Origin of the sequence: Pseudosporangium ferrugineum, from assembly GCF_003002065.1 — a bacterium.
GTDB classification, from domain to species: Bacteria; Actinomycetota; Actinomycetes; order Mycobacteriales; family Micromonosporaceae; genus Actinoplanes; species Actinoplanes ferrugineus_A.
On record NZ_PVZG01000004.1, the window covers coordinates 69,494 to 86,203 of the forward strand.

13 protein-coding genes are annotated in these 16,710 nt (G+C 73.4%); 11 read left to right on the plus strand and 2 right to left on the minus strand.

Going from position 1 to position 16,710, the window contains the following annotated elements; translation table 11 throughout:
• Window position 1: 1 nt before the first annotated feature.
• Window positions 2-1,123, minus strand: a complete 1,122-nt coding sequence (locus CLV70_RS09980) for a radical SAM protein (protein WP_106126146.1) — start codon at window positions 1,121-1,123, stop codon at window positions 2-4.
• A gap of 12 nt (window positions 1,124-1,135) precedes the next feature.
• The gene (locus CLV70_RS09985) at window positions 1,136-1,858 is read right to left on the minus strand and encodes a Phenylacetic acid catabolic protein (protein WP_245908143.1); all 723 of its coding nucleotides are present in this window, start codon (window positions 1,856-1,858) and stop codon (window positions 1,136-1,138) included.
• A gap of 466 nt (window positions 1,859-2,324) precedes the next feature.
• On the opposite strand from CLV70_RS09985, the gene CLV70_RS09990 reads away from it, so the two are divergent.
• Genes CLV70_RS09990 through CLV70_RS10040 form a run of 11 tightly spaced genes read left to right on the plus strand, consistent with a single transcriptional unit; the run spans window position 2,325 to window position 16,709 of the window.
• Complete coding sequence (locus CLV70_RS09990) at window positions 2,325-2,621, plus strand: acyl carrier protein (RefSeq protein WP_106126148.1); 297 nt, start codon at window positions 2,325-2,327, stop codon at window positions 2,619-2,621.
• Window positions 2,622-2,648: 27 nt separating this feature from the next.
• Window positions 2,649-3,836: a cytochrome P450 gene (locus tag CLV70_RS09995; RefSeq protein WP_245908144.1), complete on the plus strand. Its 1,188-nt coding sequence runs from the start codon at window positions 2,649-2,651 to the stop codon at window positions 3,834-3,836.
• Window positions 3,833-7,960 carry a non-ribosomal peptide synthetase gene (locus CLV70_RS10000; protein WP_245908145.1) on the plus strand — a complete coding sequence of 1,376 codons (4,128 nt, stop codon included), beginning with the start codon at window positions 3,833-3,835 and terminating at the stop codon, window positions 7,958-7,960. Before CLV70_RS09995 ends, CLV70_RS10000 begins: the two co-directional genes overlap by 4 nt.
• Window positions 7,957-9,165, plus strand: a complete 1,209-nt coding sequence (locus tag CLV70_RS10005) for an NAD(P)/FAD-dependent oxidoreductase (protein WP_245908146.1) — start codon at window positions 7,957-7,959, stop codon at window positions 9,163-9,165. The genes CLV70_RS10000 and CLV70_RS10005 overlap by 4 nt, the downstream gene beginning before the upstream one ends.
• Before the next feature lie 21 nt (window positions 9,166-9,186).
• Complete coding sequence (locus CLV70_RS10010; RefSeq protein WP_106126149.1) at window positions 9,187-10,473, plus strand: trans-sulfuration enzyme family protein; 1,287 nt, start codon at window positions 9,187-9,189, stop codon at window positions 10,471-10,473.
• Window positions 10,474-10,498: 25 nt separating this feature from the next.
• The gene (locus CLV70_RS10015) at window positions 10,499-11,689 is read left to right on the plus strand and encodes an OsmC family protein (protein WP_106126150.1); all 1,191 of its coding nucleotides are present in this window, start codon (window positions 10,499-10,501) and stop codon (window positions 11,687-11,689) included.
• A complete protein-coding gene (locus tag CLV70_RS10020; protein WP_106126151.1) occupies window positions 11,686-13,215 on the plus strand; it encodes an AMP-binding protein in 1,530 nt (509 codons plus the stop codon). Before CLV70_RS10015 ends, CLV70_RS10020 begins: the two co-directional genes overlap by 4 nt.
• Window positions 13,212-14,132: a 3-oxoacyl-[acyl-carrier-protein] synthase III C-terminal domain-containing protein gene (locus tag CLV70_RS10025; protein ID WP_106126152.1), complete on the plus strand. Its 921-nt coding sequence runs from the start codon at window positions 13,212-13,214 to the stop codon at window positions 14,130-14,132. The genes CLV70_RS10020 and CLV70_RS10025 overlap by 4 nt, the downstream gene beginning before the upstream one ends.
• Window positions 14,129-15,088 carry a beta-ketoacyl-[acyl-carrier-protein] synthase family protein gene (locus CLV70_RS10030; RefSeq protein ID WP_245908147.1) on the plus strand — a complete coding sequence of 320 codons (960 nt, stop codon included), beginning with the start codon at window positions 14,129-14,131 and terminating at the stop codon, window positions 15,086-15,088. Before CLV70_RS10025 ends, CLV70_RS10030 begins: the two co-directional genes overlap by 4 nt.
• Window positions 15,085-16,284: a cytochrome P450 gene (locus CLV70_RS10035; protein ID WP_106126153.1), complete on the plus strand. Its 1,200-nt coding sequence runs from the start codon at window positions 15,085-15,087 to the stop codon at window positions 16,282-16,284. Before CLV70_RS10030 ends, CLV70_RS10035 begins: the two co-directional genes overlap by 4 nt.
• Window positions 16,278-16,709 carry a hypothetical protein gene (locus CLV70_RS10040; RefSeq protein ID WP_106126154.1) on the plus strand — a complete coding sequence of 144 codons (432 nt, stop codon included), beginning with the start codon at window positions 16,278-16,280 and terminating at the stop codon, window positions 16,707-16,709. Before CLV70_RS10035 ends, CLV70_RS10040 begins: the two co-directional genes overlap by 7 nt.
• Window position 16,710 lies beyond the last annotated feature (1 nt).

The window sequence follows — 16,710 nt, forward strand, 5'->3', positions numbered from 1 at the left end:
CTCAGGCGGCGGAAGCGCCGCTCTTGCTGGCGTGGTACGGCGACCAGTGCCACTGCCGCCAGTAGCTCTCCGCGAGGTCGAGCCACAGTTCGAGCCGCTCCACACTGTCGAGGAAGCGGTGCATGCTCACCACGAGCCAGCTGTACACCGCCTGGCTGTCCCGGCATCCGCCGCAGTCGCCGGAGGTGCAGCAGAACTGGAGCGTCTCGTAGTCGGCGCCCCACACGGCGAAGCCCGGGAGCACCGGGTTGCCGTTGGCCACGCGCTGCTGGTGCACCGGCGCGTCCACGCTGATGCTCGGGCAGACGTCGTAGCCGAACCTGCCGCCCCAGTGGGACCGGCCGGTGATCAGCGCGTCGATGTAGTACGGGTGGCTGACCACCGTCTCGGGGAACAGCTCCTTGACCCGTTGCGCCTCGGCGAGGATGCGGGCCTCGTCGCGGATCCGCAGCGGGGTGTCGGTGCCGTGCTCGCTGTAGAAGTTGAAGGTCACGATGTTGCCGTTGTCGGCGATGCGCCGCACCGTCGGCTCGATGTAGGCCATGCCCGGCTCCGAGAGCGCGAAGATGAACATGACCCGCGGGTCGCCGGTGTAGTGGCCCAGCGCCTTGTCGAAGAGGCCGTCGAAGGTCCTGCCGCTGGGCCGGATCGCCCGCAGGTCGTCGTCGAGCGGCCCGCCGCCGAACAGGCTGACCACCAGGGAGATCTTCTCGAATCCCTGCTTGGGCATCGGGCGCAGGCCGTTGGTGGAGACGGTGACGAACGGCAGCTCCGCGACGAACGCCTCGATCCGCTGCGGCACCAGGGTCGGTTCCCCGCCGATCAGCGTCGCCTGGGTCATCCCGTCGGCGGCGATCCGCCGGGCGAACCGGCGGATCTGCTCCAGGTCGGTGAGTTCCTTCACCGCGTCGTCGAAGCCGCCCTCGAAATACCAGCATCCCTTGCACCGGATGTTGCAGGCCGTCGTCAGGTGGACCTCGCAGGCGCGGACGGTACGGGCGAAGCGCCGTACGTCGCGCAGGCGCCCGGCCAGGTCGGGACGTCCGGTCAGGAGCTCGGCGACGCGGCTCTTGGCCCACCGCCGGTCGGGTGGTGGTGGTGCGATGGATACCGGTACGACCATGTCATGCTCCCGTCAGGCCTGCGGTACGGTCAGGCCGAGCTTCTCGATCCGCGGGGTGACCCGCTCGCGCCACAGGTCGGCGGCCTCGCCGTTGGTGGTCTTGCGGAGCCCGAAGCGCACGGCGAGCTTGGCGCGTTCGGAGCGCCGGCTGCCGAAGATGCCGAGGAACGTCGGCCACAGCCGGTCGAGCGCCTGCTGGAGGCTCTCGCGGCCCTCCTCGGTGATCGCGAGGTTGCGGCAGACCCGGGCGCCGTGCCCGATGTGGATCTTCTCGTCCAGGATGATGGTGCGGACGGCGTCGGCCCACGGCTTGTAGCTGCCCTGCGCGAACTCCTCGAGCATGACCATCGCGGTCTCCTCGCCGACGTACGAGAAGATTCCGCGCTCCGCCCAGGTGGTGCACTGGTGCAGCTCGGTGGCCGAGAACAGCTGCCGCTCGGTCAGCTTCTGCTTCTCCATGTAGCCGGTGTCGATGCCGAGGTCGGCGAGGACCTTGCTGCCCTTCTTGTAGTGGTCGAACTCCTCGACCGCCCGCTCGGCGCACACCATCGCCTCCTCGGCGTTGGGCGCGAGCGGGTAGAAGACCTGGATGTAGTCGTCGGCGCCGGAGAGCTCGCCCTCGGTGTTCACCATGATTTGCCGCAGGGCCACCTCGCGGTATTCCTCGGGCATGCGCAGGAATTCGTCGGGGGTCCGGACGACGACGGCCTCGTCAGGCAGAACGGAAACAGACACGTGACATTCCCTCCGGAATGAATAGGATTCCCGGCGACCCGGCGAGGGCGTCGGACAACGACTCGATAGAGCACCTCGAGGCAATGCGGGCGCCAATGCCCGGCCCGACCGAAATCGGTCAGGCATGCCATTCAATGGCGTACAAAGGCGGCACGTCCGGCGCACGTAACCGTGCACCACAAGGACGGAACTTTCAGGAGATCGACAGGTCGGCGCCCCGTTGACTTTTTTTTTGCAGCGACCGTTCGAGAGCCAATGTACAAGTACCACCCGACCGTAGCAAGGCCCTCGCCCGATTTTGGCAACGGGGTGACTACCCCTGGTGATTGGGCTATGGTTGCCCGGGCGCCGCACCAAAGTGGACGGCCCGAAGATCTTGCTGCGTCGGGTTTCCGGCACCACGGGGGTGTTGATAGCCGGCAATATGTCCTGAACGGACAGACCCTGACAAATTAAGCGCCTCACAATGGTCGTGATCGGCGCGGCAGTGCGCGTCACCACGGGGAGAATCATGATCGAACGCTCTCAATTCATATCTGCTTTCGAGGAATTCGTCGCGGGGATCGGGCCGGATCGTTCGATCACTGCGCTGCAGCCCGGCGACAACCTCTTCGACGCCGGTGTTCTCGACTCCTTCACCGTCGTGCGCGTGATCGTTTTCCTGGAGGAACTGCTCGGCCGGCCGGTCGATCTCGACGACGCCGGCATCGACTCCTTCGCGACGATGGACAGCATCTACGGCACGTTCGTGGCCACCGGATGATCCTCGTGACCGAGCGTGGAGGGTGCCGTGCGGCGGGTTGACTTCCTGGTGGCCCCCGGCGACGGGACGGCGGCGGTCTACCGGCGCTACCGCGCCGGCGAGCCCGTGCTCTGGGAGCCGTCGGTGCAGATGTACTGCGTGTTCCGCTTCGCCGACATCCGTACGTGCCTGACCAGCCCCGACTTCACCGTCGAATATCCGTTCCGGGTCTCGCGCACCGTCTTCGGCCGGACCCTGCTGGACGTCGACGGGCCCTGGCACGTGCGGGGACGGCGCCTGCTGACCGGGCTGCTGCGCGGGCGCATCGAGAACCTGCCCTTCGCCGACATCGTGGACGCGGAGGTGGACCGGGCCGTCGACGCCCTCGCGGACGCCCACCACGTCGACTTCGTCGAGCGGGTCGCCCGGCCGCTGCCGACCGCGGTCACCGCGGCGTTCCTCGGGATCGCGCCGGAGCACCGGGCCCGGATCTTCTCCCACCTGGACTACCTGCTCGACCATCTGGACGGCAGCAGCCGCGAGTTCGCCACCGCCATCGAGCTGCGACGCGAGATCGAGGCCGTGGTCCGGCGGATGCTGCACGACGGCGGCGCCGAGCCCGGGACGGTCATCGGCCGGCTCACCCCGGCCGTGCGGTCCGGCGAGGTCGGCGTCCCCGACGCCATCGGCCTCGTCCTGCTGGTGCTCGCCGCGGGCGTCGAGACCTCCTCGGGCATGCTGGCCAACACGATGGCCGCGTTCGGCCGCTTCCCCGGCTGGGCCGCGCCGGCCGCCGCCGATCCCGAGGTCATGCGGCGCTTCGTCCGCGAGGTGCTGCGCTTCGATCCACCCCAGACCGAGACCGTACGCTTCGCCCGGGTCGACACCCGGCTCGCCGGCGTCCCCATCGCGGCCGGTAGCGCCCTCAAGCTGGTGCTGAGCAGCGGCAACCGGGACGAGACGGTGTTCGCCGACGGCGACCGCTTCGACCCGGCGCGCACCGAGCGGGCCTCGCTGAGCTTCGGCCACGGTCCGCATTCCTGCCTCGGCCTGCCCCTCGCCACCGGCCTGGCCACGACGTTCTTCACCGCCTTCTTCCGGCGCTTCCCGCGGGCCCGGCCCGACGACCCGGTCCCGCCGGCCGAGGGCTCGACCTTCCGCCGTCCCGCGACCCTGCCGACGACGCTGGAGCCGCCCGGCGGCCGGGGGCGGGCGGCCGAGGAGACCAGGTCATGAGCGAGACCAGCACCGTCCAGCGGCTGCGCGCGGTGTGGGCCGAGGCGCTCGACGCCCCCGCCGACTTCCCGGACGAGGCGAGCTTCTTCGAGCTCGGCGGGTATTCGCTGCTCGCCCTGGCCGTCGCCGACCGGATCGGCGCCGAGCTGAGGGTCGAGGCGCCGCGGATGCTGATCTTCGAGCACCCGACGTTCCGCGACCTGGCCGGGTGGGCCGCGGCGCAGGAGCCCGGGCCGGCCCCCGGGGAGCAGGACGCCGCTCCGCAGACCGCACCCGGGGAACCCGCCACGTTCCCGATGTCGCCGCTCCAGCAGGCGTACGTGCTCGGCGAGATCGGCTCGTTCCCGTTCTCGTCACCCGCGCAGTTCGTCGAGGAGTACCGGTGCCCGGCGCTCGACGTGGAGGCGTTCGGCACGGCCGTCCTCCGCCTCGTCGACCGGCACGAGATGCTGCGCGCGGTCTACACCGACGTCGGTGAGGGCCGGGTCGCCGCGCCGCCGGAGCGGGCGCCGGTCGAGGTGCGGGATCTGCGGCATCTCGACGCCGGCGACGCCGTGGAGGTCATCACCGGCAGCCGGGAGGAGCTGGCCCGCACTCCCCCGCCGCTGGGGTCCGCCGAGATCGTCAGGTTCCGGCTGTTCCGGCGTACGGATCACTGGCATGTGCAGGTCGCCGGGCGGCTGCTGACCTTCGACGGGCGCTCCGGCGACGTCTTCGCCGACGAGCTGCGCGACCTGCTCGACGGCCGGCCGCTCCCACCGCTGCGGTACGGCTACCCGCGGTACCGGCGGGCGGTGGCGGATGAGAGCCACGAGGACGACCGGAGGTACTGGGTCGACCGCCTGCCGTCGCTGCCCGCGGCGCCGGAGCTGCCGTACCGGCCGGAGGTGGTGTCGGGGTCGCTGCGGCGGCGCACGGTGACGGTCGAGGGCGACGCCTGGCGGGCGTTCAAGGCGGGCGCGGCACGGCACGGGATCACCACCACGGTCGCGCTGTGCGCCGCGTTCGGTGAGGTGCTGCGGCACTTCTCCGCCGCGCCGGACTTCACCCTCAACGTCATGTACGGCGAACGCCGCCCCCTGCACGACGACGTGCCCGCGGTGATCGGCAACTTCAGCGACACCCTGCTGCTCGCCTGCCACGACGCCCCCGGGGAGACCTTCCTGGGCCGGGCCCGCCGGCTCGGGATGCAGCTCGTGACCGACCTGGCGCACGGCCGGCACAGCGGCGTCGAGACGATCCGCGAGTTCAACCGGCATCACGGCACGAGCCGGCACGCCGCCATGCCCGTGGTGTTCGCCAGTGTCATCGGCAACGGCGCTTCGGACGGCATCTTCCTGGAGCGGCTCGGGTGGGAGCGGCTCGGCGGGCAGATCCACACCCCGCAGGTGTGCCTGGACCACCAGGTCTTCGACGCCCGCGACCGGCTCACCGCCAACTGGGACTGCGTCGAGGAGGCGTTCGCGCCGGGGGTGCTCGACGCCATGGTGGACGCGTACCGCCGGTTGCTCGGGCGGCTGTGCGCGGAGCCCGGGGCGTGGGACGAGCGGCGGTTCGACCTGACCCCCGCCGCGCAGCTCGACGTGCGGGCGGCGGTGAACGACACCGCCCGTACGTTCGCTCCCGGCACCCTGCACGGCGGCGTTCTCGCGCAGGCCCGGCGTACGCCGGCCGCACCGGCCGTCCTGACCTCCCGGGAGACGCTCACCTACGCCCAGCTCGCCGAGCGGGCGACGGCCGTCGCGGCGAGCCTGGCGGCCCGGGGCTGCGGCCCCGGCGACCGGGTCCTCGTCCACGCCGGACGCGGCCCCGCGCAGATCGCCGCCGCGCTCGGCACCCTCGTCGCGGGATGCGTCTACGTTCCCCTCAACCCGCGGTGGCCGGACGCGCGGCTGCGGCAGATCGCCGGGACCGCCGTGCCGTCGGCCGTGCTCACCGACCGGCGGCCCGCCGAGGTGGCCGCGTGGGCGGGGGCGCTGACCACGCTGCCGGTCGAGGGTGACCACCCCGCAGGGCCGTTCCGGGCGCCGCGCACCGACCCGGAGTCGGTCGCGTACGTCATCTTCACCTCCGGCACGACCGGGCGCCCCAAGGGGGTCGTCATCCGGCACGAGGCGGCCCTGAACACCATCGCCGATCTGGAGGAACGCTTCGCCCTCGGGCCGCGGGACCGGATGCTGGCGATCTCCGAGAGCACCTTCGACCTGTCCATCCACGACATCTTCGGCCCGCTGCGGGTGGGCGGCGCGGTCGTGGTCCCGGACGAACGGCAGGCCGACGACATCGCGAGCCTGCACGAGCTGGCGGCAGGGCACGCGGTGACGGTGTGGAACAGCGTGCCGGCGTACCTGACCATGCTCGCCGACTACCGGCGCGTCACCGCGCGGCCGGGCCTGCCCGCGCTGCGGCTCGCCATGGCCAGCGGCGACTGGGTGCCGGTCACGCTCGCCGCCGCGCTGCGGGAGACGCTGCCGGGCCTGCGGGTGGTCGCCCTGGGCGGCGCCACGGAGGCCTCCATCTGGTCCAACTGGTACGACGTGCCGGAGGCGCTGCCACCGGGCTGGCCCAGCGTCCCGTACGGCCACCCGCTGGCCAACCAGCGTTTCCGGGTCCTCGACGCCGCCGGCGCGGACCGGCCGGACTGGGTGCCGGGTGACCTCTTCATCGGCGGCCACGGCCTCGCGGACGGCTACCTGCACGCACCCGGCCTCACCGCCGCCGCCTTCCGCACCGATCCGCGCACCGGGGACCGGCTCTACCGCACCGGCGACCGGGCCCGCTACCGCCCCGGCGGCACGCTGGAGTTCCTCGGCCGCGCCGACGACCAGGTCAAGGTCAACGGCTTCCGGGTCGAGCTGAGCGAGGTCGACGCGGCGCTGCTCGCGCACCCCGGCGTGCGGGCGGCCGCCGCGGTCCTGCGCCGCGACGACCGCGGCGGCACGCTCACCGGCCACGTGGTCCCCGGGCCGGGCGCCGGCCCCGGGCTAGAGCGCGACCTGCTCGCGGCCCTGCCCCGGCGGCTGCCCGACTACATGGTTCCCGGCGCGATCCGGCTGCACGACTCCCTGCCGCTGACCGCGAACGGCAAGGTCGACCGGGCCCGGCTGAGCGCCCTGCCCGCGCAGGAGGAGCCCGGCACGGCGCAGGAGCCGGCCTCCGACGTGGAGCGGCGGATGCTGGAGTTGTGGCGGCAGGCGGTGGCCGTCCGGGGCGTCACGGACGACTTCTTCGCGTACGGCGGACACTCGCTGGCCGCCGCCGCGCTCATGAACGCCGTGGAACGCGAGTTCGGCGTGCGGCTGCCGCTCGCCGCCCTGTACGAGCACCGGACCGTCCGCCGGCTCGCCACCCTGCTCGACCGGCAGGCCGCCCACGGACCGGTACGCGTCCGGATGGGCGGCCGGGGCAGTCCCGTCGTCCTCGTGCACCCGGTCGGCGGCGACATCCTCTGCTACCAGCCGCTGGTTGCCGCGCTGGGCGACCACGCCACCCTGTGGGGCATCGCCGCGAGCACCCACCCGGACGGCGAACGCACCGTCCCCGCCCTCGCCCGGGAGTACGCGGACCTGGCGGACGGCGACACCGTGCGCCTGGCCGGATGGTCCTTCGGCGCCGTGGTCGCGTACGAAATGGCACGGGTCCTGGTGGATCGCGGCCGCCGCTGCGACCTGGTGATGATCGACCCGTGGCTGCCCGCGACGCCCGGCGCCGACGTGGACGACGCCACCCTGCTCGCCTCGTTCGTGCACAACCTCTCCGAGGGACGGCTGCGCGGGCACGCGGCCGGCGGCGACCTGGAGAGCCTGGTCGCGGGCGAGCCGCGGCTGGCCGGGATGAGCGTGCCGGCCCTCACCGAGATGTTCGGCCGCTACCGCGCCAACGCCCGCGCCCTGAACCGCTACGAGTTCACGGCCGACGCGCGGCTGCGGCCCGTGGTGCTGACCGCGACCGAGGGGCTCGGTGCGGGCGGTGCGGCGTACCTGACGCCCCTGTCCGCGTCCCGGTACGCCGCCGCCCTGCCCGGGGCGACCTGGCACGAGGTGAACGGTGACCACTTCTCCGTGGTCGACCCGGTGCGGACGCCGTCGCTCACCGCTCTGCTGCTGGCGGGCCTGCCCGGATGAACCCGCTGGTGCAGGTCATCGGTTTCGGGCCGGCCGCCCTGGGGCTGCCGCTGTCCGCGGACCGGACCGGTGACCTGGCCGCCCTGGCCGACGCCGGCGTCGCGTTCCTGGAGCGGGCACCGGCGGACACCGCGCGGGCCGGCCGGATGCCGTACCTGATCGACTCGAACTCCCCCGCCGCCGACTTCCTCGCCGGGATCGATCCGGGCGGCCGGTTCGGCGCGGTGCTGCGCCGGCGGCCGGCCCGGGCGCTCGCCGAGCGGGGCCGCTCCCCGGTGCCGCTGCGCCTGGTCGCCGGCCTCCTCGGCGACATCGCCGACGCGGTCGCCGCCTGGCTCGCCGGGACCGGCGGCGAGCTGACCTACGGCCGGGACGTCCGCGAGATCCGGCACGGCCCCGGCGGCACCTTCACCAGCGTCGGGGCGGACGGCCGGGAGCTGGTCTCCCGTGCGGTGGTGTTCGCCACCGGCGGCGGCGAGCAGGATCCGCGCCCGGCCGGGCCGCCGCCGGGCGCGGTCCCGGCGCGGGTGATGACCTCGCAGGAGGTGCTGTCCGGCAGCATCCAGCCGGCCGTCGCGGCGCTGCGGGCCGGCCTGCCGGTGGTGATCGTCGGCGGCTCGCACAGCGGCTTCTCCGTCGCCGACCTGCTGCTGCGCAGCTGCGGCACGAAGCTCACCCCCGGGCAGATCACCATCCTGTACCGGCGGCTCGACCTGTGCTTCGACTCGATGTCCGAACTGGACGCCTCGGGCTGGCGGCCGGGATACGCGCCCGCGGTCTGCCCCGACACCGGCATGGTGAACCGGCACCGGGGCCTGCGGGGCCGCTCCCGCGACCTGTGCCTCGCCGTGCTGAAGGGCCGCGAGCGGCGGGTGCGGCTGTGCCGGGCCGAGGCGGAGGCGTACGGCCGGGGTGCCGGCGTGGTGGTCACCGCGACCGGCTACCGGGCGACGGCGCCGCCGCTGATCGGCCCGGACGGGCGGCGGGTGCCGCTGCGGATGAGCGCCGGCCGGTACGAGCTCGACCCTCGCGGCCGGCTCCTCGGCCCGGACGGCGCCGTGCCGGGCCTGTTCGGGATCGGGCTGGGCTACGGCCGGCGCGACGCCCACGGCGACTACGACGTCGGGCTCAACTTCTTCCACGGCCGCCACGCCGAGGAGATCGTCGACGGCCTGCTGCGCCCCGAGCCGGCCCGACCGAGATGACCACGACGAAAGGCAACGAAGATGTCGAAAGCCATCGGTGACCCCGCCGGACCGGGCGCGGACCGCAAGTGGTCGAACAACCTGCGCCGGGGCCGGGTGCCCGGCCCCCGCCTGCCGGAACAGCGGGTCATGGACGACGACCTGGGGATGAGTACGCGCAGCGTGCACAGCGGCACCTACATCGACCCCGCCACCGGATCGGTCGGCACGCCCATCTTCACCAGCAGCACGTACGAGTTCAACGAGCACACGTACGGCGCCTTCGACCAGGGCCACATCCGCGACGTGCCGATCTACGGCCGCTACGGCACCCCCAACCAGTGGGTGGTGCAGGAGAAGGTCGCGGCGCTGGAGAACGCCGAGAGCGCGGTGGCGTTCGCCTCCGGGATGGCGGCCATCACCACCGCCCTGCTGACCCTGACCAACCGCGGCGGCCACATCGTCAGCTCCCGCGACGTGTACGGCGGCACCTACAACCTGCTGCGCGAGGACATGCCGCAGTTCGGCCGGGACGTGACCTTCACCGACCCGACGGACATCCGCGAGATCGAGGCGGCCGTACGCCCGGAGACGCAGGTGCTGTTCTTCGAGACGCTGACGAATCCGCTGCTGAAGTCCATCCCGCTGCCGGAGCTGGGCGAGCTGGCGCGGCGCGAGAACCTGCTGCTCGTCATCGACAACACGTTCCTCACGCCGTACTGCCTGCGGCCCCTGGACCTCGGGGCGCACGTGGTGATCCACAGCGCGACCAAGTACCTGGGCGGCCACAGCGACCTGACCGCCGGGGTGGCCGCGGGTTCGCGCAAGTACATGGACCGGATCTGGACCGAGCTGCTCAAGCTCGGCGGCTCCCTCGACGCGTTCGGTTGCTTCCTGCTCGAGCGCGGGCTCAAGACGCTCGCCGTGCGGATGCGTACGCACATCGAGAACGCCAACCTGCTGGCCGCGTTCCTCAACGAGCACCCGCGGGTCACGGCGGTGCACCACCCGTCGCTCAGCGGATACCCGTACCCGCGGCTGCGCGAATGGTGCGCGACCGGCTTCGGCGGCATGGTCAGCTTCGAGGTCGAGGGCGGTGACGAGGCCGCGCTGAAGTTCCTCGACCGGCTCACCATCCCCGCGGTCGCGACCAGCCTCGGCGGCGTCGAGTCGCTGGTCAGCCTGCCGTTCAACACGTCGCACAGCTTCCTGACCGTGCGCCAGCGCCGCGAGCTCGGCATCCAGCCCGGGCTGGTCCGGCTGTCCGTCGGCATCGAGGACAGCGCCGACCTCATCACCGACATCGACACGGCCCTGACCGGCATCTGACCGCTCGACCCAGGAGGCCCACAGCATGCGTAACGGACTCAACATCAGCGGCGTCTCGGAGATCGTGCACGAGATCCGCGAGAACGGGGCCGAGGCCGTCATCCGCTTCTCCACCAGCACCGCCGTGGCCGGCGACCGGGCGGAGGTCACGGTCGGCACCGCGCACCACGGCACGTTCCGGATGGCCCGCGACTTCCGGCTGGCGCTCACCGGCGCGGAGGCCGCCGATCCCGGCCTGACCCCGGTGGAGGCAGCCGCCGCGGCGATCGGCGCCTGCGTGCTGATCACCCACGTGCACGGCTACTCGGCGCGCGGGATCAGCCTCACGTCGCTGGGTGTCCGGGTCACCGCGACGGTGCCCACCGACGCCGCCGGGCGCGTCGCCGACCCGTCCGCGGGCCTGCGCGACCTGCGGTACGACATCACCGTGGACGCGGAGGCGACCGAGGCGGCGCTGGCCCAGGTGACCCAGTTCGTCACCTGCTTCAGCCCCAACCACCGGGCCTTCCTCGACGCCGGCGACTACGACCTGTCGAGCGTGCTGGTCCGCCCCGGCGGCACCGCCACGAGCCGCCCGGTCCCGGTGACCGCCCCGGCCGCCACCGCGCCCGCGGCCGGCGAGCTGACGGTGGTCGCCGAGTTGCAGTGGGAGTACGGCACCGAGGCGCACGTGAGCACGGCGGTCAGCCCGGGCATCGAGGCCCGCCGGGCGGCTCCCACGCTGGTGGTCGACCAGTCGAAGCAGATGCTGGGGATCGACCGCGGCCCCAACCCGCAGGAGATGCTGCTGACCGCGATCTCCGCGGAGCTGGCCCTCGGCCTCTCCGCGCTGGCCCGGGAGCGCGGCCTGCCGCTGTCCCGGATCGAGGTCGACGGCGGCGGGCGGCTCGACATCCGCGGCATGATGAACGTCGACCCGGCGGTGCCGGCGCGCTTCCACGAGATCCGTTTCGTGGTGCGGTGCGAGGCGGACCTCGACGACGACCCCGACGACGACAAGGTCGCCGCGCTGGTCACCGAGTGCGCCGCGAACAGCACCCTGCTGGCGGTCCTGCGCCGGGCCAACACCGCCGACGTGCGGCTGCGCTCGCCCGGGGCGGAGATCCTCACGCTGCGCAGCGACGCGGCGCAGGTGAGCGCGTTCATCGAGCAGATCGTCCGGCAGCAGCGCGAGCAGCAGGCGGCGGCCGCGCGGGCCGGCGGGGATCCCGCATGAGCGCGCGGCTCTTCCACGAGTACCTGCTGGCCCGCGCGGCGGCGCACCCGGACCGGCCGGCCGTGACCTCGGTGCGCTACCGCCGCACGCTCACGTACGGCGCGCTCGCCGCGCTGTCCCGGCGCTGGGCCGCCGAGTTCGACGAGCGCGGACTGCGTGCGCGGGACGTTCTCCTGCTGGAGCTGGATCCGCGGCCCGAGGCGGTCGCGCTGATGATCGCCGCGGCCTCGCGGGCCATCCCGTTCGTCGCGGTCGATCCGACGCTGCCGGAGGCGCGCCGGCAACAGGTGATCGCGCAGGTGCGACCGGCCGCCCGGATCACCGGCGTGCCGGGCGACGGCACCACCGCCGTGTCGGGGATCCTCGGCGCCGACGGGACGCTGCGCCTCGCCGGGCGGCGGGACCCCGCCACCGGGCCGCGGGCCGCCCGCGAGGACGACCTGGCGTACGTCGTGTTCACGTCCGGCTCGACCGGGGTTCCCAAGGGCATCATGATGTCGCACCGCGCGGTGGTGTCGTTCTGGTCGGGCTTCTGCGGCTTCGGGGTCCGGCCGGGCGTACGGCTGGGCAGCACGTCGCCGCTGCAGTTCGACTTCTCCCTGCTCGACCTCGGCATGGCGCTCGGGGCCGGCGGCACCCTGGTGCAGATCCCGAGCATCCTCACCCACCAGCCGTCCGGGCTGCTCGACACGTTGCGCCGGCAGCGCGTCCAGCAGATGAACGGCGTGCCGTCGATCTGGCGCGACCTGCTCGCCGGCGACGACGCCGCGGCCCTCGCGGACACCGGCGTGGACACCGTCCTGTACGCCGGGGAGGGCTTCCCGGCCGCGGGCCTGCACGCCCTGCGCCGCGCCCACCCGGAGGTACGCATCGTCAACGGCTTCGGCCACTCCGAGTCGATCGCGTGCGCGTACCAGATCCTCGGTGAGCCGCCCACGGACGCCGACGGGCGGGCCCCGTTCGGCACCCGGGCCATCGACGGCATGCGGATGTACCTGGTGGACGACGCCGGCCGGGTCGTCGACGGGCCGGACCGCCCCGGCGAGCTCTACATCGAGGGCGACAGCCTGTTCGACGGCTACTGGGAGAACCCGGAGGCGACCCGGGCCGCGCTGGTGCCCAGCCCGGTGTCCGCCGGGCGGCGCGCGTTCGCGTCGCGCGACCGGGTCGTCCGCGACGCGGCCGGGCAGCACTACTTCCTCGGCCGCCTCGACGACCAGGTCAAGCTGCTGGGCAACCGGATCGAGCTCGCCGAGGTCGACACCACCCTGCGCCGCCACCCGGCCGTCCTGGAGACCAGCACGGTGCTGGCGCCCGGGGAGCCGCCGACGCTGATCTCGTTCGTCCGAGTCGGCGCCGGATGGTCCGGGAACCCGCGCCTGATCACCGAGTTGCGCGCGCACTGCGGCCGGCTGCTGCCGCGCTACATGGTGCCGGGCCGGATCGTGGTCGTGCCCGGCTTCCCGCTCACCCCCAACGGCAAGGTCGACCGCGAGGCGCTGCTGGCCGGGGAGCGGGTGTCATGACCGCGCTCGCCGTCGACGGGATCAGCTACCGGCACGGCGGCTGGCGGGACGTCGACGACCTCCCGGCCGCCCGGCCCGACCAGATCAAGGCGTTGAACGCCGGTGGCCTGCGCCGCTACTCCGTGCTGGACCGGCCGCCCCGGGAGTGGTACGCCGAGTGCGCCACCGAGTCCCTGGAGAAGGCCGGCGTCGCCCCCGCGGACGTGGACGCCGTCGTCTTCATCTCGTCGACGTTCGCCGCGTACGACGACCACGCCGACCTGATCACGCTGGCGCACACCCTCGGCATGAGCCACGCCCTGCCGCTCGGGGTGTTCCTGGGCCAGTGCACGAACTTCTCCCAGGCCCTGATGGTGATCGACGGGCTGTTCCGGGCGGGCCACGCGCGGACGGTGCTGCTGGTCGGCGCGGACGCGCTGGACGAGGGCCGCGCGAGCCGGATCCTCGACGGCAACCTGTCGGTGTTCAGCGACACCGTGTTCACCTGCGTGGTGACGGCCGGCGGCGCGAGCGGCTTCCGGCTGCGGCACGTCCGGCACCGCGTGGTGCCCGAGCTCAGCGCCCTCGACCCGGCCCGGCAGTTCCTGCGGATCATCGATCTGTTCGCCGGGAACCTCGGTGCGCTGTGCAGGGCCACGTACGAGGAGACCGGCCACGGCCCGGACGATCTCGCCCGCCTGGTGCTGGCGAACCTCGCCGTGCCCGTCCTGAAGAACTACGCGGCCGTCGCGGCCGTCCCGTTCGACCGCGTGCCGGCCGCGAACATCCCCCGCTTCGGGCACTGCTTCGCGTACGACCAGCTCATCACGCTGTCCACGCTGGCGGAACGGGACGAGGTGCGCCCCGGCGACCTCCTGCACGTCGTCGGGGTCGGCGGCAACTACGTGTTCAGCTCCCTGCTGGTCAGCCGGCTGTGAGCGCGGAGATCCGGCTCGCCGGGCCGGCGTACGCGCTGGGCCGCCCGGTGCCGGTCGAGGAGCTGGTGCCGTCCGGGGAGCTGGCGGCCCGCCTGCGGGCCCACGGGTTCGACCGTTGCTCGGTGGCGGCGGAGCCACCGTCGGCGCTCGCCCTGCGCGCGGTGACGAGGCTGTTCGAGAGCGTCGCGGTGCGGCCCGGCGAGGTCGACGCGGTGGTCCATGCGAGCTGCAGCTACGGGGCCGAGCCGGGGGCGGGGTCCTCGGTGGAGGCGACGCTGCGCGACCGGGTGCTGCGGCCGGCCGGGCTGGGCGGGCTGCCGGCGTACCCGATGTGGCTCGCCGAGTCCGGAAACCTGGCGAGCGTGCTGCGGGTGGCCCGCGCGCTGGTGCTGCGGCCGGGCGTCCGCACCGTCCTGTGCGTCACCGCCGACCGGATGCCGGCCGGGCCGGGCGAGTACCGGGCGATGCCCAACGCGGTGACCATCAACGGCGACGGCGCCGCCGCGTGCCTGCTCACCACGCGCCCGGCCGGCGACTACCGGCTGGACGGGCTGGCCCAGGTCGCGGCGCCGGAGATGGCCGCGTACGTCAAGGGCCAGGGGCTCGCCAAGCATCTCAAGATCATGAGCGGGGTGCGGCGCGCGGCCACGCGGCTCGCCGAGGAGACCGGTGTCCCGTCCACCGGCTACCGGTGGCTGATCACGAACAACTACGCCGAGCGCACCACCGGCGAGTTCGCCGACATGGCGCAGGTGCCGCGCGACCGCCGCCTGCCGGCCGCGCCGGCGCACGGGCACGTCTTCGCCGCGGACGGCCTGATCAACCTGGCCGCGCTCGGCCCCGACCGGGTGCGGCCGGGCGACCGGCTGCTGCTGCTCGCCAGCGGCCCGCTCTCCTGGGGCGCGATCGGCCTCACCCGTACGGCGCCGCCCACCGACCGAGGAGCATCAGGATGAGGATCACCCCGGAATTCATGCGGAACCCCTACCCCACGTACGCCGACATGCGCGCCGCCGCGCCGCTGCACCTCTCCGACGCCAACACCGGCCGGACCTGGTTCGTCCCGCGCTACCGCGACGTCGTCGACGTGCTGCGCGACGACCGGTTCTCGACCTCGCTGAAGGCGCCCGGGTTCATCAACCAGTTCCCCCCGGAGGCCCGCCCGGAGTTCGAGCCGTTCAACACGTCGGTGGCCGGCTGGATCGTGCTGCAGGATCCGCCGCACCACCGCCCCTTGCGGCAGCTGATGAACAAGGGCTTCACCCGCCGGCTCATCTCGACCATGCGGCCCAAGGTCACCGCGGTGGCCACCCGGCTGGTGGACGCCATGGAACGCCAGGGTTCGACCGAGTTCATGGCCGATTTCGCCCAGCCGTTCCCGGCGGCGGTCATCGCCGAGATGCTGGGCGTGCCGCCGGCCGACATGCAGACGTTCGTCACCTGGTCGGATTCGATCCTGCACTTCACCGGCTCGCTGAAGCCGACGCTGGAGGAGGCGCGCGCGGCCCAGCACGGCCTGCTGTCGATGGGCGAGTTCTTCCGCACCGTGCTGCCCGAGCGCCGCGCGCACCCCGGCGACGACGTGATCAGCCTGCTGGTCGGCGCGCGCGAGGGCGGCGACCGGCTGACCGACGAGCAGGTGCTGGCGAACTGCGCGCAGCTCATCGTGGCGGGGCACGAGACGACCCGCAACCTGGTCGCGAACGGTCTTTGGGCGCTGCTGGCGCACCCCGACGAGCTGGCCAAGCTGCGGGCCGACGAGACGCTGATGACCAGCGCGATCCGGGAGATGATGCGGTTCGACAGCCCGCTGCAATTCATCCGCCGGGTGGCCCGGGAGGACTTCGACTACGCGGGGCAGCGGATCCTGCGCAACGACGGCGTGGTCACCGTGCTCGGCGCGGCGAACCGCGACCCGGAGATGTTCCCCGACCCGGACCGCTTCGACGTGACCCGCAATCCGATCGGGCACGTGGCGCTCGGCTACGGCGCCCACGTCTGCCTCGGCGCCGCGCTGGCCGAGATGGAGTCGGAGGTCGCCTTCCAGCTGATCCTGCACCGGTTCCCCGGCCTGCGCGCCGTCGACGAGGAGCCCGCCCGGGTGCCGAACCCGATGCTGCGCGGCTTCGCCGAGCTGCACCTGACGTGGTGAGCCGCCCGGCCGCGGCGGGCCCCTGCCCCGGCGGCGACGTGCTCGGCGACTGGGAGTCGGCGGCGGCCGGGGCGGTCGCGGCGGCGCTGGCCGCCGGGCAGGTGCGGGCCGCCGACGTCCCGCTGGTCCTGGTGGGTTACGCCCGGCCCGGCACGGGCCGCACCACGCCGCTGCTCGACGGCGAGGTGGCCCGGCGGGCCGTGCACCGGATCCTGGTGGACAACGGCCTGCTCGCGGCGGTTCCCCTCGGGATCGCCGCGGAGGAGGACCGGCTCGCCGACGCCGCGATCGACTGCGCCTCGGCCATCATGGACGCCGAAGGGCTGCCGGTGGCGCTCGTCGTGACGGTCGGCGGCACTCCCCCGCGGGCCCGTTGCCGCGTGCTGCGTCCCGGCGCGGACGGACAACCAGGAGGGACGTGCTGAC